Source organism: Micromonospora sp. NPDC003241, from assembly GCF_053589795.1.
This window is the reverse complement of record NZ_JBSFSO010000023.1, coordinates 21,296-37,416: the sequence shown is the minus strand read 5'-3', so window position 1 is coordinate 37,416 and position 16,121 is coordinate 21,296. Positions and strand designations below refer to the sequence as shown.

18 protein-coding genes are annotated in these 16,121 nt (G+C 73.8%); 12 read left to right on the top strand and 6 right to left on the bottom strand.

Going from position 1 to position 16,121, the window contains the following annotated elements; translation table 11 throughout:
• Genes ACWDVW_RS19115 through ACWDVW_RS19095 form a run of 5 tightly spaced genes read left to right on the top strand, consistent with a single transcriptional unit; the run spans position 1 to position 4,523 of the window.
• The gene (locus tag ACWDVW_RS19115) at positions 1-870 is read left to right on the top strand and encodes an XdhC family protein (protein ID WP_449950532.1); all 870 of its coding nucleotides are present in this window, start codon (positions 1-3) and stop codon (positions 868-870) included.
• Positions 843-1,451, top strand: coding sequence for a nucleotidyltransferase family protein (locus tag ACWDVW_RS19110; RefSeq protein WP_449950529.1), 609 nt, complete (start codon positions 843-845; stop codon positions 1,449-1,451). The genes ACWDVW_RS19115 and ACWDVW_RS19110 overlap by 28 nt, the downstream gene beginning before the upstream one ends.
• Entirely contained in the window at positions 1,448-2,341 is an 894-nt protein-coding gene (locus ACWDVW_RS19105) for an AAA family ATPase (protein WP_449950526.1), read from the top strand. Before ACWDVW_RS19110 ends, ACWDVW_RS19105 begins: the two co-directional genes overlap by 4 nt.
• Positions 2,338-3,327: an SRPBCC family protein gene (locus ACWDVW_RS19100; RefSeq protein WP_449950523.1), complete on the top strand. Its 990-nt coding sequence runs from the start codon at positions 2,338-2,340 to the stop codon at positions 3,325-3,327. Before ACWDVW_RS19105 ends, ACWDVW_RS19100 begins: the two co-directional genes overlap by 4 nt.
• Positions 3,324-4,523, top strand: coding sequence for a vWA domain-containing protein (locus tag ACWDVW_RS19095; protein WP_449950520.1), 1,200 nt, complete (start codon positions 3,324-3,326; stop codon positions 4,521-4,523). The genes ACWDVW_RS19100 and ACWDVW_RS19095 overlap by 4 nt, the downstream gene beginning before the upstream one ends.
• Here ACWDVW_RS19095 and ACWDVW_RS19090 read toward each other — a convergent pair.
• From ACWDVW_RS19090 to ACWDVW_RS19075, 4 genes are all read right to left on the bottom strand, one after another.
• Positions 4,484-5,440, bottom strand: a complete 957-nt coding sequence (locus ACWDVW_RS19090) for a LysR family transcriptional regulator (RefSeq protein WP_449950517.1) — start codon at positions 5,438-5,440, stop codon at positions 4,484-4,486. The genes ACWDVW_RS19095 and ACWDVW_RS19090 overlap by 40 nt on opposite strands.
• A 163-nt stretch (positions 5,441-5,603) precedes the next feature.
• A complete protein-coding gene (locus ACWDVW_RS19085; protein ID WP_449950514.1) occupies positions 5,604-5,789 on the bottom strand; it encodes an SDR family oxidoreductase in 186 nt (61 codons plus the stop codon).
• A gap of 2 nt (positions 5,790-5,791) precedes the next feature.
• Positions 5,792-6,775 carry an alpha/beta hydrolase gene (locus ACWDVW_RS19080; RefSeq protein ID WP_449950511.1) on the bottom strand — a complete coding sequence of 328 codons (984 nt, stop codon included), beginning with the start codon at positions 6,773-6,775 and terminating at the stop codon, positions 5,792-5,794.
• A 34-nt stretch (positions 6,776-6,809) separates the two neighbouring features.
• On the bottom strand, positions 6,810-7,115 hold the full coding sequence (locus ACWDVW_RS19075) for a putative quinol monooxygenase (RefSeq protein ID WP_449950509.1): 306 nt from the start codon (positions 7,113-7,115) through the stop codon (positions 6,810-6,812).
• A gap of 151 nt (positions 7,116-7,266) precedes the next feature.
• Between ACWDVW_RS19075 and ACWDVW_RS19070 the strand changes: the two genes are divergently transcribed.
• The 3 genes from ACWDVW_RS19070 to ACWDVW_RS19060 all read left to right on the top strand — a co-directional run bounded on the left by ACWDVW_RS19070 (position 7,267) and on the right by ACWDVW_RS19060 (position 9,629).
• The gene (locus ACWDVW_RS19070) at positions 7,267-8,202 is read left to right on the top strand and encodes an AraC family transcriptional regulator (RefSeq protein WP_449950506.1); all 936 of its coding nucleotides are present in this window, start codon (positions 7,267-7,269) and stop codon (positions 8,200-8,202) included.
• Positions 8,203-8,211: 9 nt separating this feature from the next.
• The gene (locus ACWDVW_RS19065) at positions 8,212-9,021 is read left to right on the top strand and encodes a class I SAM-dependent methyltransferase (RefSeq protein WP_449950503.1); all 810 of its coding nucleotides are present in this window, start codon (positions 8,212-8,214) and stop codon (positions 9,019-9,021) included.
• A 113-nt stretch (positions 9,022-9,134) separates the two neighbouring features.
• Positions 9,135-9,629, top strand: a complete 495-nt coding sequence (locus tag ACWDVW_RS19060; protein ID WP_449950500.1) for a hypothetical protein — start codon at positions 9,135-9,137, stop codon at positions 9,627-9,629.
• Between the two features lie 117 nt (positions 9,630-9,746).
• Here the strand turns inward: ACWDVW_RS19060 and ACWDVW_RS19055 are convergent, their stop codons facing one another.
• Positions 9,747-10,364 (bottom strand): DUF998 domain-containing protein, encoded by a 618-nt coding sequence (locus ACWDVW_RS19055; protein WP_449950671.1) that lies wholly within the window; start codon positions 10,362-10,364, stop codon positions 9,747-9,749.
• A gap of 172 nt (positions 10,365-10,536) precedes the next feature.
• On the opposite strand from ACWDVW_RS19055, the gene ACWDVW_RS19050 reads away from it, so the two are divergent.
• The 4 genes from ACWDVW_RS19050 to ACWDVW_RS19035 are packed head-to-tail and all read left to right on the top strand — an operon-like array spanning position 10,537 to position 13,904.
• Complete coding sequence (locus ACWDVW_RS19050) at positions 10,537-11,205, top strand: ThuA domain-containing protein (protein ID WP_449950497.1); 669 nt, start codon at positions 10,537-10,539, stop codon at positions 11,203-11,205.
• A 49-nt stretch (positions 11,206-11,254) separates the two neighbouring features.
• Complete coding sequence (locus ACWDVW_RS19045; RefSeq protein WP_449950494.1) at positions 11,255-12,112, top strand: fumarylacetoacetate hydrolase family protein; 858 nt, start codon at positions 11,255-11,257, stop codon at positions 12,110-12,112.
• On the top strand, positions 12,109-12,870 hold the full coding sequence (locus ACWDVW_RS19040) for an SDR family NAD(P)-dependent oxidoreductase (protein ID WP_449950491.1): 762 nt from the start codon (positions 12,109-12,111) through the stop codon (positions 12,868-12,870). Before ACWDVW_RS19045 ends, ACWDVW_RS19040 begins: the two co-directional genes overlap by 4 nt.
• Positions 12,871-12,911: 41 nt before the next feature.
• A complete protein-coding gene (locus ACWDVW_RS19035) occupies positions 12,912-13,904 on the top strand; it encodes an aldo/keto reductase (protein WP_449950489.1) in 993 nt (330 codons plus the stop codon).
• On the opposite strand, the gene ACWDVW_RS19030 is transcribed toward ACWDVW_RS19035, so the two are convergent.
• Positions 13,852-16,113, bottom strand: a complete 2,262-nt coding sequence (locus ACWDVW_RS19030) for a glycosyl hydrolase family 95 catalytic domain-containing protein (protein ID WP_449950486.1) — start codon at positions 16,111-16,113, stop codon at positions 13,852-13,854. The two genes, ACWDVW_RS19035 and ACWDVW_RS19030, sit on opposite strands and share 53 nt — an antisense overlap.
• Positions 16,114-16,121: the final 8 nt, after the last annotated feature.

Here is a 16,121-nt window from a genome sequence, read left to right as displayed (position 1 = left end):
GTGTCGACGACGATCACCGAACGCGCCCGTGTGCTGAGCGCCGCCCGGGAACCCTTCGTGCACGCCACCGTGGTCCGCGCGCAGGAACCCACGTCGGCGCGGCCGGGTGACGACGCGGTGATCCTGCCGGACGGGTCGATCGAGGGCTTCGTCGGTGGGGCGTGTGCCGAGAGCTCGGTCCGCGCCGCCGCGCTGGACACCCTGCGCGACGGCAACACCCTGCTGCTGCGCGTGCTGCCGGACGGCACGGACACCTTCCCCGACACCCCGGGTGCGCGGGTGGTGGTGAACCCGTGCCACTCCGGCGGCGCGGTCGAGATCTTCCTCCGGCCGATGCTGCCCGCGGCGGTGCTGGGGGTGGCCGGCACCAGCCCGATCAGCGCCGCCGTGGCGACGCTGGCACGCTTCCTCGACTTCGAGGTCGTCGAGGGCGGTGACTACGCCGGTGCCACCGCCGTCGTGGTGGCCGGTCTCGGCAAGGGCGAACCGGAGGCGATCCGGGCCGCGCTGGACGCGGGCGTGGGCCACGTCGCGCTGGTCGCCAGCCGTACCCGGGCCGCCGCGCTGCTGGACGAGCTGACCCTGACCGACGACGAACGGACCCGCGTCCACGCGCCGGCCGGGCTGGACATCGGTGCGCGTACCCCGCCGGAGATCGCCCTGGCGATCATGGCCGACGTGGTACGCGCGGTCCGGCGCGACGACCTGCGGCCCCCGGCCGGGGCGCCCGTGGTCCGTCCGCAGCAGGCGGTGGACCCGGTGTGCGGGATGACGGTGACCGTCGGACCGGACACCCCGCACGCCCGGGTGGACGGTGCGGACCACTGGTTCTGCTGCCCCGGATGCCTCGCCCGCTTCACGGGCGGGTAGCCGTGAAGGTGACCGGTCTGGTGCTCGCCGCAGGCGCGTCGGTGCGCCTCGGCGAGGCCAAGCAACTGCTGCCGTACCGGGGGCGGACCCTGCTCGACGCCACCCTGGACCTGGCCCGCTCGTGCGGCTTCGGTCAGCTCCTGGTGACCCTCGGCGGTGCGGCGGACCAGGTCCGGGACCGGGTGGACCTGACCGGGTGCGAGGTGGTGGAGAACGCGGCCTTCAGCACCGGCTGCGGCTCGTCGATCAGCACCGCCGTGCGGGCGGTCGACCCGCGCGCCGACGCGCTCGTGCTGCTCCTCGGCGACCAGCCCGGCGTACGCGCCGACGACGTGCGGCGGCTCGCCGCCACGCCGACGCCGCTCGGGGTGTGCCGGTACGCCGACGGGCTGGGGCATCCGTTCCGGTTCGGTCGTGCGGTCTTCCCCGACCTCACCGACCTGCACGGCGACAAGGCCGTGTGGAAGCTGCTGCACTCCGGCCGCCATCCGGTGACCGAGCTGCCGGTGGACGGTCCGGTGCCGATCGACGTGGACACCCGCGCCGACTACGAGCGACTGCTGACGGAGCAGGCCCGGTGAAGGACGCACCCGACGTCGCGCGTCGCCTCGACGCCGTCGACTACCTGACCGACGACGGCCTGGCGATGGCGCTGTTCCTGGCCGTACGCCTCGGCAAGCCGCTGCTGCTCGAAGGGGAGCCCGGCGTCGGCAAGACCGCCGCCGCCAAGGCGCTGGCCCGGGCGCTGGACACCACGTTCATCCGGTTGCAGTGCTACGAGGGCCTGACCGCCGGTGAGGCGCTCTACGAGTGGAACTACCAGCGGCAACTGCTCGCCATCCGGCTCGCCGAGGCACAGGGGTCCCGGCTCACCGACGGCGACCTGTTCAGCGCCGAGTTCCTCCAGGAGCGACCGATCCTGCGGGCGGTACGCCACCCGGGGCCGGTGCCGCCGGTGCTGCTGATCGACGAGATCGACCGCGCCGACGACGAGTTCGAGGCGCTGCTGTTCGAGTTCCTCGGCGAGGCCGGCATCACCATCCCGGAACTCGGCACGTTCACCGCGCACACCCCGCCGATCGTGGTGCTCACCTCCAACCGCAGCCGGGAACTGCACGACGCGCTGCGCCGTCGCTGCCTGTACCACTGGATCGAGTTCCCGGCGCCGCAGCGGGCCGCCGAGATCGTCCGCCGGGCGGTACCGACCGCCGGTGAGCCGCTGATCCGCACCGCGACCGAGTTCGTCGGCGCCGTACGCGGCCGGGAACTGGACAAGGCGCCCGGGATGGCCGAGGCCATCGACTGGGTGGCCGCGCTGTCCGTACTCGGTGCCACCGACCTCGCCGGTGACGACGTCCTACAGACCATCGGCACCATCGCCAAGACCCCCGACGACCGAGTCACCGTGGCCGCCGCACTCGGCACACACCAGCGGTCGGCGCTCGGCACACACCAGGAGAGTCAGTCGTGAAGCTCAACAATGATTTCGTGGTCAACATCCCGATCGATCGGGCCTGGGCGGTCCTCACCGACCTGGAGGGGATCGCCCCCTGCATGCCGGGCGCCCGTCTCACCGGCGTCGAGGGTGACGTCCACAAGGGCAAGGTGAAGGTCAAGGTGGGCCCGGTCGTCTCCGAGTTCGCCGGCACCGCGCAGTTCGTCGAGAAGGACGACGCCGCGTACCGCGCGGTGATCGACGCCAAGGGCCGCGACGCCCGCTCGGCGGCGAACGCCGCCGCGGTGGTCACCGCCGCCCTGCGGCCCGACGGCGACCGGACCCTGGTGAGCGTCGACACCGACCTGCGGATCTCGGGCAAGCTGGCGCAGTTCGGCAGCGGCATGATCAAGGAGGTGTCGGGCAAGCTGCTCGCCCAGTTCGTCACCAACCTGGAGGCCAAGCTGGCGGCCGAGGAGGCCGACGCCGCCGCACCCGCCACCGCCGCACCGGCCGCCGCCGCACCGGCCGCCGCCGCGCCGTCCGCCGCCGCACCGGTCGCGGCCGACGCCGCGTCCGCCTCGGCCACGTCGCGCCCCGCGTCCGCCCCGACCGGTGCCGCAGCGGCGACCGACGCACAGGCCGCGCCGGCAGCGGGGGAGACCGGCACCGCCGGGGGGCACCCGACTCCGGTGGACCTCGCCCCCGCCGTGGAGAGCGTCTCCACCGAGGCGACCGCCGGTGGCGGGGATCCCCTGCGGGCCGCGACCGCTGCCCCCGCCGCCGCGATGACGACCACCGGGGACGCCACGACCACGCGGCAGACCGTGATCGCCGAACCGGCATCGGTACCCACCGCACCGGTGACCCGGGGTGCCGCCCCGCCGGCCCGTGCGGACGACGACGAGGCGCTGGACCTGCTCAGCATCGCCGGTGGGTCGATCACCAAGCGCGTGGTGCCGCTGGTCGTCGGTCTCGTCGTGGTCGGCGCGGTGATCGCCTGGTTGATCGCCCGCAGGTGACCTCCGGGGTGCTGCGCGGCGTCGACCGGGCCGCGTTCGCCGTGGCGCTGGCCGACCGGTTGCGTCGTGCCGGCGTCCCGGCCGGGCTCACCCAGGTCGACGACTTCGTCCGGGCGTTGGTCGCCGCGCCCCCGGCGGACCGGTCGACGCTGTACTGGAGTGCCCGGGTCAGCCTGGTGCGGCGGCACGCCGACCTGGCCACCTTCGACGCGGTCTTCGAGGCGGTCTTCGACGACGCGCCGCCGTTGCCGTTGACCCGTGCGGCGACCGGCCCGGGCCGTCGCGACGAGGTGCACGTGCCGCTGCCCGCCGACACCGACAGCGCGGGGGCGGGCGGTGGGCTGCCCTGGGCGACGCTGCCTCCGGCGGTGGCCGAGGCGGAGGAGTCCGACCCGGCGCTGCGCCTGCCCGAGCGGCGCCCGGCCGCCCTCGCCGGGCTCGCCGACCGGCCCTTCGAGGACCTCGACGACGAGCAGGTGGCGCTGCTCGGCGAGGTGCTGCGGGCCGCCGTGCGCCGCTGGCCCACCCGGCGTACCCGGCGGCACCGGGTCAACCCGGCCGGTCGGCGGATCGCGCTGCGGCCGACCGTGGCCCGGGCCCGCCGCACCGGCTGGGAGCCGGTGGAGGTGGTTCGCGAACGACAGGTCCGCCGGCCGCGCCGGGTGGTGCTGCTCTGCGACGTCAGCGAGTCGATGCGGGCCCAGGCGACGGCCTACCTGCACCTGATGCGGGCGTTCGCCACGGTCGCCGACGCCGAGGTGTTCGCGTTCGCGACGAGGCTGACCCGGCTCACCACCGTGCTGCGGCACTCCTCGCCGGTGGCGGCGGTGGACCGGGCCGGTGCGGCGGTGACCGACCGCTTCGGCGGCACCCGGATCGCGACCAACGTGCGTACGCTGCTCGCCTCCCATCACGGCGATCTCGTCCGAGGCGCGGTGGTGGTGATCGGGTCGGACGGCTGGGACAGCGACCCGCCCGACGACCTCGCTGCCGCGATGGCCCGGCTGCACCGTCGGGCGCACCGGGTCGTCTGGCTCAATCCGCGCGCCGGGGTGCCCGGCTTCGCGCCCCGGGTGGCCGGCATGGCCGCCGCGCTGCCCTACTGCGACCGGCTGCTGCCGGCCGGCACGTTCCAGGACCTGCTGGACGCCGCCGGTCAGCTCCAGAGCGTGACGTGGACCGCCGGCTTGAAATGACCCATGCTGACGCCCGCGCCCCGCATCATCGCCTGGATGGCGCGCGAGGTGGAGGCGAACCGGGACAGCTCCGCCGCGGCCGAGGGCGTGCCCGGGCTGGACAGCAGCAGCGAGTGCCAGCCGTCCTCGACGGGGGTGTGCGGCCCGGCCAGCAGCAGCAGGTCACCGCTGCGGACCTCCGGTGCGACGGTGAACGCCAGCGCGGGCGCGACGCCCTTGCCCCGTTTCGCCTCGCCGAGCGCGGCGGCGTGGCTCTGGAAGATCTGCTGCCGGTCCTCGGGTACGGCGAGTCGGCGCAGCATCGCGGGCACCGCGCCCAACTGGGTGGTGGCCGAGGGGCCGAGCAGCCAGGTCTGCTCGCGCAGTTGGGCCGCTGACGCCCGTACGCCGGCCAGCGGATGGTCCGGTCCGACGACGGTCACGAGCCGGTAGTTCATCACCGGACGGCAGGTGATCGCCGGATCGACCACCGGCGGCTGCGGCCCGATGGCGATGTCCACCGCGCGGGTCAGCAGCAGCGTGTCGAAGGAACCCGCGTCGCGCACGCTCAGTTCGACGTCGAGGTCGGCGGCGCGCCTGGTGAACAGCTTGATCAGGCCGGGCGCGGCGAGTTCGGCGAAGAGGCTGCACGCGGCGACGCGCAGCATCCGGCGTCCCCGCGCCGCAGCGGTCACCTCGACCACCGTGCGGTCCTGCAGGCCGAGCAGTTCCGAGGCGCGACTGGCCAGCCGCAGCCCGCCGGGCGTGAAGGCGAGCCCGACGGCGGTGCGGGAGAACAACTTGTCGCCGAACTCCTTGCGCAGTTGCGCGATGTGCAGCGAGACGGCCGACTCGGAGACGTCGAGTTGGGCGGCGGCCTGCTTGACCGAGCCCATCCGCACCACCGCGACGTACGCGCGTAGCTGTGCCGGCGTCATCGACGGCGTCCCTCCTCCCACCCCGATCTCACGATCCGGACGGTCTCTCGCAGCGAAACACGATCATGCCCGTTACGCCGCGTCGTCGCCAACCCTCGTGTCGGCCACCATGGTGCCCTGCCGCCGGAGCGGACGGAGGACCCGCCCGCCCCGGCCGCCCACGTCAGAGCCGATAACCCCCGGAGACCTCGATGTCCTGGGCGGTGATCCAGCGACCGGCGTCGTCCAGCAGCGCGGCGATGGCCACCCCGATGTCGTCCGGTTCGCCGACCCGACCGAGCGCGGTCCGGGCCGCCAGGTGCGGGATCACCTCCGGGTGTCGGGCGACGGCGTCGTCGGCGATGGGCATGGTCAGTCGGTCCCTTCGTGGGTGGTGCGGTCGGTGGTCAGCACTCGGGCGAGCCAGTCGGTGCGGGTCCGGCGGGCCGTGGTGGAGATGGCGGCCTGCGGCAGGATCGCGTCGAAACCGTGGCAGCCGCCCGCCCAGACGTGCAGTTCGGCCTGCCCACCGGCGGCCCAGATCCGGCTGGCGTAGTCGACGCTCTCGTCCCGGAAGACCTCGGCCGAGCCGGCGTCGACATAGGTGGTGGGCAGACCGGCCAGGTCGTCGGCGAGCGCCGGTGACACGTACGCGGGCACCGGCAGACCGGTCTCCTCGCCCAGGACGCAGCGCCAGCAGAACTCGTTCGACTCGCCGGTCCAGACATCGGGGCCGCCGGAGTACTGCCGGCTGGAGGTGGTGTCGTTGCGGTGGTCCAGCATCGGGCCGATCAGCACCTGGGCGGCGATCGGCGGGGTGCCGAGGTCACGGGCCATCAGGGTCACCCCGGCGGCCAGGCCACCGCCGGCGCTGGCACCGGCGACGACCAGGCGGGCCGGATCGATGCGCAGGTCGGCGGCGTGCGTGGCGGTCCAGAGCAGGCCCTGGTAGCAGTCCTCGACCAGCGTCGTGCCGGTCACCTCGGGCGCCAGCCGGTAGTCCACCGAGACGACCACGGCACCGAAGCGGTCCAGCCATTCGAGGGGGATGTCGAGTTGGGCGTAGCGGTCGCCCAGGACCATGCCGCCACCGTGGATCCAGTAGACGCACGGCGCCGGTGTGTCGCCGGTGCTCCCGGCGGGACGCAGCACGGACAGTGGGATCGGGGTGCCGTCGGCGGCCGGGACGGTGATCTCCTCCCGGTCCACGGACGCGCCGTCGAGCAGGGTTTCCACGGGGGTGGTGGCGTACGGCCGGATCTGCGCGAGCACGTCGTGGTCGAGCCGGGCCACCAGCGGCAGGTCGGCGAGCAGTGCCCGCAGGTCGGGGTCGAGGTCGGGGCGGGGCAACGTCATGTCGGGTCCTCGGGTCGGCGGGGTGGGTGTCGGCTCAGAGGACGGCTCGGCCGCCGACCGGCACCTCGTCGGTGTAGGTCGCCTCGGTGGCGAGCAGGGGTTCGAGTCGCGTGACGAGGTCGCGCGCCGGGGCGGTGGCGAAGAACGCGGCGTGTGCCGCCCGGTTGGTCCAGCCCTCGGTGAGGTGGACGACGTCGGGGTCGCCGGCCGAGCGCCCGACCAGGAAGACGACGCAGTCCGGGTGCGTCAGCGCGGGGGCGTCGAGCAGGAGCGCCACCACCTCGTCGCCCTTGCCGGGGTGCGCGGTCATGGTGGCGTGGAAGCCGTGGTCGACGGTCATGTCGGTGATTCCTCCAGGTGGGCCGTTGTCGTTGGGATATCGACAAACCCATATAAGCATCGTGGGCAGCGAGGACGGTAGACAGTTTCTCCCTGCCTCTTGCCTGATCCTCTCGTTGTGGCGAGGATCGGTTTCCTGCTCCAATGGTCCGGTGAGTCTCGACGAGTTACGTGACCTGCTCGACCGTCATGCCCGCCCGGACCAGCACACCGCCATCGACGACCTGCTGATCTCGCGGGTCGACCGGTCGGCGCCGCCGTCGCCGTCGATGTCGGGCACGGTGCTGGCGCTCATCGCCCAGGGCGCGAAACGACTCGCGACCGGCGACCGGGTGTACGAGTACCGCGCCGGGCAGTACCTCGTCGCCTCGGTGGACCTGCCGGTCACCGGCGAGTTTCTCGGGATCGACCCGGACCACCCGGCGCTCGGCGTCGGCCTGGTCCTGCGTCCGACAGCGGTCGCCGAGGTGCTGCTGCGGGCGGCGCCCGGAGATCTGCCGCCGGTCGGCGGCGGCGCGCCGTCCGGCCTGGCCGTCAGCGATGCGCCCCCGGAACTGCTCGACGCGGCGGTCCGACTGGTCCGCCTGCTCGACCGCCCACGTGACGCGGCGGTGCTGGCGCCACTGGTCAAACAGGAGATCCTCTGGCGACTGGTGACCGGCGAGCACGGGGCCACCGTGCGGCAGCTCGGTCTCGCCGACAGCAGCCTGAGCCACGTCGCCCGCGCGGTCCGGTGGATCCGGGAGCACTACGCCCGAGCGTTCCGGGTGGAGGATCTCGCCCGGCTCTCCGGCATGAGCGTCTCCGCCTTCTATCGCAACTTCCAGGCGGTCACCGCGATGAGCCCGATCCAGTTCCAGAAGCAGATCCGGTTGCAGGAGGCCCGACTGCTGCTCGCCACCCGCCCCGACGACGTCACCGGCGTCGGCCGTCAGGTCGGCTACGACAGCCCGTCGCAGTTCAGCCGCGAGTACCGCCGCCAGTTCGGCCTGCCGCCCCGCCTGGACGCCGCCCGCCTGCACGGCGAGCTGGGCCGACCCGCCCCGACGCCCCGTCCGGTCCCCACGCTGGCCGGTCTTCTTCCGTAGGGTGACGGCATGGCGGTGCCACGGGAGCAGCGGAACGTGTTCGGCGAGGTCGCCGAGGCGTACGAGCGGAGTCGGGCGGACTATCCGGCCGCCCTGCTGGACCTGATCACCGGGTACGCCACCGGCACACCGGCCGAGGTGGTCGAGGTGGGCGCGGGCACCGGCAAGGGCAGCGCGTTGCTGCGTCGTCTCGGCGTACCCCTGACCTGTGTCGAGCCGGACCCGGCGATGGCCGCGCTGCTGGCGCGACGCTTCACCGACGACGACCTGGTGTCGGTGGTGGTCGACCGGTTCGAGGACTGGCGTCCGCCGTCCGGCGGGGTCGACCTGCTGGCCAGCGCGCAGGCATGGCACTGGGTCGACCACACCCGACGGACCGGCCTGGCCGCCGAGGCACTGACGCCCGGCGGGGTGCTCGCCATCTTCGGGCACGAATACGGCTTCGTCGACGCGGAACTGCGCGCCGCGATGGACGCGGTCTACCAGCGTTACGCCCCGGAGATCGCCGACCTGCCCGGACGGCCGGTGCACACCCGGCACCCGGGCGCCTTCGACCCGCAGGAGCTGCGCACGGCACCCGGGTTCACCGACGTCACCCACGAGCGGGTGGTGACCGTCGTGCCGTACGACACCGCGCGCTACCTCACTCTGCTGTCCACCTTCTCGCCGCACCGGATGCTGCCCGAGCAGCAGCGGGTCCGCCTGCACGACGCCCTGGCCGACCTCGTCGACCGCCACGGTGGCGTCGTCGAGCACGAGCTGACCACCGGGCTGTGGCTGGCCCGGCGACGCGGCCCGGCGGTGCCCGGCCGTTCTTGACCCTCAAGCAGGTCGAGGGCGCAACCTGGTGCGGTGCGGGACACCGACCCGCCCGGTGCGCCACCCGCCGCTGCGGCCCGCCACCGGTCCCCGACACACCAGGAGGAACAGCCGTGCCGGAGTCCACGACGGACCTGACGGACGACGTGATGGCCGCCATCGGCGTCGCCGTCGAGACGGGCCGCGCCGGGGACCGCGCGGGCGCGCGGGACGCGTTGGAACGGCTCTGGGAGACGATCGGGGCCGACGGTGACGCGCTGCACCGGTGCACCGTCGCGCACTTCCTGGCCGACCTGCAGGACGCGGTCACCGACGAGCTGGCCTGGGACCAGCGGGCCCTGGCCGCGATCACCGACCTCAGCGACGAACGGGCCCGCCGACACCACGACTCGCTGCGGGTGCGGGCCTTCCTGCCGTCGCTGCGGCTCAACCTGGCCGACGCCCACCGGCGGACCGGCGACGCCGTCGAGGCGCGTCGCCACCTGGCGGCGGCGGTGGCGGACCTCGACGCGCTCCCCGACGACGGGTACGGCGCGATGATCCGTTCCGGTGTCGCGCGGGCCCGGCAGGCGCTCGACGCCGGGTCGACCGCACCGCTGACGCCGTGACCCGCGCCGGGCGGGCCGGCGCAGCCGCCCGCGCCACCGTGCGGGCCAGGGGAATCGTGCGGGCCAGGGGAATCGTGCGGGCCAGGGGAATCGTGCGGGCCAGGGGAGTCGTGCGGGCTAGGGCAGCAGGTGCCAGCAGAGGCCGGCCAGCCACAGCCAGCCGACGAGGATGTTCGCCCGTTGGATCAGCCCGGTCCGGGGCGAGTCCCGTTCCCAGGCCGCGCCGAACCAGAGCGTGAGCATGACGAGTACGCCCGCCGTGGCCCCGGAGAACAGCGCCCAACCGACGGAGTCCAGCGTGAGCGCGGCGGCGAGCGCGGCGACCGGCAGCGACCCGAAGACCACGGCACCGGCGTAGTCGTGCAGGTGGTGGCTGTGGCTGAGGGTCTCGGGGGTGTCCTCCGGCGTGCCCGGCGGGTACCCGCGCATCGGGTCCATCGGGAACACGCCCGATGCCACCAGGGCCAGCCCGAAGACCGCGACGACCACGGACGGCCAGCCACCGGCACTCGCCCAGAGACCGGGCGCCGCGGCGGCGACGAGCAGGCCGCAGACGACGAAGTTGGTCGTCTGCAACCACCCGCGACGGCCGAGCGCCAGGGCGCTGACCGCATGCCGCACCGGGCGGTAGCCGGGCCGGGTCAGGCCGTCGAGGACGAAGGTGACCACGAACAGCGTGGTGCCGACCATCCCGGCCGCCAGTGACGCCCGGATCGTGCCGTCGGCCAGCTCCATCCGGGTCACCGACCCGTTCCGGCGCGGAGCGCCGTCGCGCCGGACGGGGCGTTCGGCGTCCGGCGCGTCATGTCGCGATCGTACCGATCATGGTCCATCCGTGCCGGGTGACGACGGGTACGGCAACCTGGAGGCGTAACCGTAACGTCGAGTCGCGGGGTGGCGAAGTCACGTGAGGCGAGTCCTGGTCTTCTCCCGGACCACCGGATACCGGCACGAATCGATCCCGGCCGGCATCCGGGCCCTGCGCGAGCTGTGGCCCGACGTGACGGCGACCGAGGACCCGGACGTCTTCACCGTCGCCGAGTTGGCCGAGGTCGGGGCGGTCGTCTTCCTCAACACCAACGGCACGGTGCTCACCGACGCCGGTCGGGCGGCGCTGGAGGCGTACGTGCGTGGAGGAGGAGGGTTCCTCGGCGTGCACTCCGCCGCCGCCACCGAGTACGACTGGCCGTTCTACGGCGAGCTGGTGGGCGCCGCGTTCGACAGGCATCCGCCGGTGCAGCCCGCCACGGTCACGGTGACCGATCCTGATCATCCGGCCACCGCGCATCTGCCGGCCCGCTGGGACTGGGTCGACGAGTGGTACGACTTCCGGTCGTACCCGCGTGCCCGGATCCTGCTGCGGGTCGACGAGTCCACGTACGACGGTGGCCGCACCGGGGCCGACCATCCGCTGGCCTGGTGCCACGACCGGCTGGGCGGACGGGCGTTCTACACCGCCCTCGGGCACACCGTCGAGGCGTACGCCGACCGGTCGTTCCGTGACCACCTGGCCGGGGCGCTGCGGTGGGTGACCGCGGCACCCCACCCCGACGACCCCTTGCCGACACCCTCGTGACTCCTCTATAACGATGCAGCAAGGTCGATCTCTGTCCGAAGGGTGCGGCGTGAAGCTACTACGGGTGGGCGCGGTCGGTCAGGAACGTCCCGCCGTCCGCGACCGGGACGGTCGGCTGCGGGACCTCTCCGGCCTGGTGACCGAGATCGACGGGAGCTTCCTCGCCGGTGACGGCCCGGCCCGGGTCCGTGCCGCGCTCGCTGACGGGCGGCTGCCCGTGCTCGCGGACCCCGCGCCACGGATCGGGGCGCCGATCGCCCGCCCCGGCAAGATCGTGTGTGTCGGGCTCAACTACTCCGACCACGCGGCGGAGACCGGCGCGCGACTGCCGACCGAACCGATCCTGTTCATGAAGGCGCCGAACACCGTGATCGGCCCGGACGACGAGGTGCTGATCCCGCGTGGCAGCGTCAAGACCGACTGGGAGGTCGAACTCGCCGTCGTCATCGGCCGCACCGCGCGGTATCTGGACAGCGACGACGAGGCGATGGCCTGCGTCGCCGGCTACACCGTCTCCAACGACGTCTCCGAGCGCGAGTTCCAGCTCGAACGCGGCGGCCAGTGGGACAAGGGCAAGTCCTGCGAGACCTTCAACCCGCTCGGTCCGTGGCTGGTCACCGCCGACGAGGTGCCCGACCCGCAGCAGCTCGGTCTGCGGCTGAGCGTCAACGGCACGCGCCGACAGGACGGCAGCACCAAGAACATGATCTTCGGGGTCGCCGAGGTGGTCCGGTACGTCAGCCAGTTCATGGTGCTGGAACCGGGCGACGTGCTCAACACCGGCACCCCGGCCGGCGTGGCGCTGGGGATGCCCGAGCCGAAGCCTTACCTGCGTCCCGGCGACGTGATCGAGGTCGAGGTGGACGGTCTCGGCACCCAGCGCCAGACGGTCGGGCAGGCGTCGTGACCGGCGAGTTCACCGGGATGGCCGTGGTGGTCACCGGCGGCGGCTCGGGCATCGGCCTCGTCACGGCCCGGTTGCTGGCCGAGCGGGGAGCGGCCGTGGCCTGCCTCGACCTGGACCCCTCCGGCGTACCGGCGCCGCTGCTCGGGGTGCGGTGCGACGTCACCGACGCGGCCTCGGTGACCGAGGCGCTGTCCGACGCCGCGAGCCGGCTCGGCGGGCTCGACGTGCTGGTCAACAACGCCGGGATCGGCGCACGGGGCACCGTCGAGGCCAACCCGGACGAGCAGTGGCACCGGGTGTTCGACGTCAACGTGGTCGGGATCGTCCGGGTCACCCGGGCGGCCCTGCCCCATCTGCGGCGCTCCGCCCACGCCGCGATCGTCAACATCGGCTCGATCGCGGCGAGCACCGGACTGCCCGACCGGGCCCTGTACGGCGCGACGAAGGGTGCCGTGCAGGCGCTGACCCTCGCCATGGCGGCCGACCACGTCGGCGAGGGCATCCGGGTCAACTGTGTGAACCCGGGCACCGTCGACACCCCGTGGGTACGCCGGCTGATCGACGCCGCCGCCGACCCGGCCGCCGAACTGGCCGCCCTGCGCGCCCGACAACCCACCGGACGGCTGGTCGCCGCCGACGAGGTGGCCGCCGCCGTCGCGTACCTGGCCGGTCCCTCGGCCGGTGCGACCACCGGGACCGTGCTCGCCGTGGACGGCGGGATGCACTCCCTGCGGCTGCGCGCTGCCGCCGCGACCTGACCACCTGTCGCCGACGGCGACGCCCTCGTGAGGAGGCGGCGATGCGACACCCCCGACTGGGTCGCACGGCGGTGCCGGTGAGCGCGCTCGGCTTCGGCGCGGCCGGGATCGGCAACCTGTACCGCGCGGTGGACGACGAGACGGCACGACGCGCCGTGGACACCGCGTGGCAGCTGGGGGTCCGCTACTACGACACCGCGCCGCACTACGGCCTCGGACTGTCCGAGCGTCGACTGGGCGCCGCGTTGGCCGGGCGTCCCCGCGACGAGTTCACCGTGTCCACGAAGGTCGGCCGGCTGCTGGTGCCCTCGCCCACCACCGCGCACCTGCGCGACGACGCCGGCTTCGACGTGCCCGCCGACCAGGCCCGCCGCTGGGACTTCAGCGCCGACGGGGTGCTCCGGTCGCTGGCGGCCAGTCTGGACCGGCTCGGACTGGACCGGGTCGACCTCGTGCTGCTGCACGATCCGGACGCGCACTGGCGGCAGGCCGTCGCAGAGGCGTACCCGGCGCTGCACGAGTTGCGGGACCAGGGGGTGGTGGGCGCCATCGGGGTCGGCATGAACCAGACGCGGATGCTGGAACGGTTCGTCGCCGAGACCGACGTGGACACGGTGATGATCGCCGGCCGCTACACGCTGCTGGACCAGACGGCGGCCGAGCGGCTGCTGCCCCGGTGCCGGGAACGCGGCGTGTCCGTGCTGGCCGCCGCCGTCTTCAACAGCGGCGTGCTGGCCACCGCCGAGCCGGGCGACACCTACGACTACGGCCCGGTGCCGCCGCCGCTGCGCGACCGGGCGGTCCGCATCGCGCAGGTGTGCCGGCGGCACGGCACGACCCTGCCGCAGGTGGCGATGGCCTTCGTGGCCCGCCACCCGACCGTCGCGTCGGTGGTCGTCGGGATGCACACCGCCACGCAGGTCGCCGACAACGCGGCCCGCTTCGCCGCACCGGTGCCCGACGCGCTCTGGACCGAGCTGGTCAGCGAGGGGCTGATCCCGGCGGAGGAGCGGCCCCGGGAGCCGTCGGCGTGACCCACACGTCCTCGCCGTCGACCCGGACCCGGACCGCATCGCGGTGTGGTGCCCGGTCGGCCACGATCGTGAAGTCGACGACCCGGCCGTCCCGCCAGGTGCAGTCGACGCGGTAGCCGCCCCGGGCCCGTAGGCCCCGGAACGCGCCGTCGGCCCACTGCCGGGGCAGCGCCGGCAGCAGGTGGACGACGCCCTGGTGGCTCTGCAGGAGCATCTCGACGACGGCGGCGGTGACGCCGAAGTTGCCGTCGAGCTGCATCGGTGGATGGTCGCAGAGCAGGTTGTCCAGCGTGTTGTAGCGCAGCAGGCCACGGATCATGTGACGGGCCCGCTGCGCCTCGCCGAGGCGGGCGAAGACCGCGGCTCGCCACGGCCACGTCCAGGAACGGCGGCTGTCGCCCCGGACGGTGGACTCGTCGAACGGTACGCCGTCGCGCTCGCCGCAGCGGGCGGCGAGCGAGACCAGGGCCGCCGCCGCGAGGTCCGGTGTCCCCGTCGGGGTGATCTGGCGGCCGGGGAAGACCGCGAACAGGTGCGAGGTGTGCCGGTGCACGTCGTCCGGGTCGTCCCGGTCGGTCAGCCACTCCTGGAGTTGGCCCCACCGCCCGATCCGGTGCGGCGCGAGCCGGGCCCGCAGGTCGGCGACGACGGCCCGGTGCGCGGCGTCGACGTCGAGCGCCTCGGCGCAGTCCCGGTAGTTGTCGAAGAGGTCGGCGACGATCTGCTGGTCGTACGTCACGCCGTGCTCGCGCGGGCCGTGCTCCGGCGACCAGCCGTCCGGCGCGACGAGCCGGCCGTCCCGCTCGATCAGCCGGTCCTGCCAGAACTCGCAGATCTCCCTGATCATCGGGTACGCGGTGTCCCGCAGGTAGGCGTCATCCGGGGTGAAGGCCCAGTGTTCGTAGAGGTGCTGCGCGTACCAGGCGCTGGCGACGGTGTTCCACTCCCAGGCGTTGCCGCCGACGATGCTCTGGCTGGTCCGGGCCGTCCAGCCCCGGGTGTCGGCGCCGAAGGCGTGCCGGGTCGCGACGCGGCTGGGCACCGCCACCTGGCGGACGAACTCGACCAGCGCGCGGTGGCTGTCGCCGAGGTCGGTGGTCTCCGCCGCCCAGTAGGCCATCTGCACGTTGATGTTCGTGTGGTAGTCGCAGGCCCACGGCGGCCGGTCGCTGTCGTTCCAGAGTCCCTGGAGGTTGGCGGGGAGCCCGCCCGGCCGGGAGGAGCTGTACAGCAGGTAGCGGCCGAGGACGAACATGGTCTGTTCGAGCGCGGCGTCCTCGCCGCCCGCCCGGTAACGGGCCAGCCGGGCGTCCGTCGGCAGTGCGAGGAGATCCTCGTCGGGGTGTCCCCAGCGCACCGACACACGTCGCGCCACCGCCGTGCTGTCGGCGAGGTGCGTCTCGCGCAGCGCCGGGTAGGACCGGTCCGTCGCCGCGTCGAGAGTGGCCTCGACGGTCGGCTCCGGCGCGCTGCCGCGCCACCCGGCGCAGGCGTCCATCCGGTAGTCGGTGCGGGCGTCCAGCAGCAGCGTCATCCAGGTCGCCGCGCGTACCCGCAACCGCCCACCCACGGCGGTGACCACGCCGTCGGTGTCGGCCAGCCGCAGCCCGGCCGCGTACCGCAGGTCGTTGCCCAGCCGACCCCGGAAGGCTGCGGTGCGCGCGGCGGCGTCCACGGTCGTCGGCGCGCCCTGCGCACTGGTCAGGTCGATGTCGCAGTCCAGCGGGCCGAGGTGCGTGGCCTGGTAGCGCAGCACCAGGACGTCGTCGGCGCGGCTGGCGAACGCCTCCCGCCGGACCCGCTGCCCGGCGACGGTGAAGCCGGTGGTGTGGATCCCGGACTCCAGGTCGAGCGCCCGGTGGTAGTCGGTGACCCGGTCACCGTCGCGCCCCGCGACGTCGGCGGCGACCGGGCCGCTCGGGAGGGCGAAGGTGAGCAGCAGGTCGCCGAAGGGGCGGTAACAGCCGAAGCCGGTGTCGCTCAGGTCGAAGACGTCGTCGGGCCGACCGGCGAGGGCGTTGTCGTAGTCGGTCGCCCCGCCCCACAGGCTCTGCTCGTTGAACTGGACCCGATCCCGCTGCGGTCCACCGAACAGCATGGCGCCGAGCCGACCGTTGCCGATCGGCAACGCCTGGGACTGCCAGTCGGTGGCGGGACGCGAATACCAGAGGCGGTGGCGGCCCGGTGGACCCTCGGGTTCACGCGGCATGCCGCCAG

Coding starts and splice junctions, on each gene's coding strand:
- ACWDVW_RS19030 (WP_449950486.1), bottom strand. CDS start 16,113: ATGCCGCGTGAACCCGAGGGTCCACCGGGCCGCCACCGCCTCTGGTAT.
- ACWDVW_RS19055 (WP_449950671.1), bottom strand. CDS start 10,364: ATGGAGCTGGCCGACGGCACGATCCGGGCGTCACTGGCGGCCGGGATG.
- ACWDVW_RS19090 (WP_449950517.1), bottom strand. CDS start 5,440: ATGACGCCGGCACAGCTACGCGCGTACGTCGCGGTGGTGCGGATGGGC.
- ACWDVW_RS19065 (WP_449950503.1), top strand. CDS start 8,212: ATGGCGGTGCCACGGGAGCAGCGGAACGTGTTCGGCGAGGTCGCCGAG.
- ACWDVW_RS19085 (WP_449950514.1), bottom strand. CDS start 5,789: ATGCCCATCGCCGACGACGCCGTCGCCCGACACCCGGAGGTGATCCCG.
- ACWDVW_RS19075 (WP_449950509.1), bottom strand. CDS start 7,115: ATGACCGTCGACCACGGCTTCCACGCCACCATGACCGCGCACCCCGGC.
- ACWDVW_RS19035 (WP_449950489.1), top strand. CDS start 12,912: ATGCGACACCCCCGACTGGGTCGCACGGCGGTGCCGGTGAGCGCGCTC.
- ACWDVW_RS19110 (WP_449950529.1), top strand. CDS start 843: ATGCCTCGCCCGCTTCACGGGCGGGTAGCCGTGAAGGTGACCGGTCTG.
- ACWDVW_RS19080 (WP_449950511.1), bottom strand. CDS start 6,775: ATGACGTTGCCCCGCCCCGACCTCGACCCCGACCTGCGGGCACTGCTC.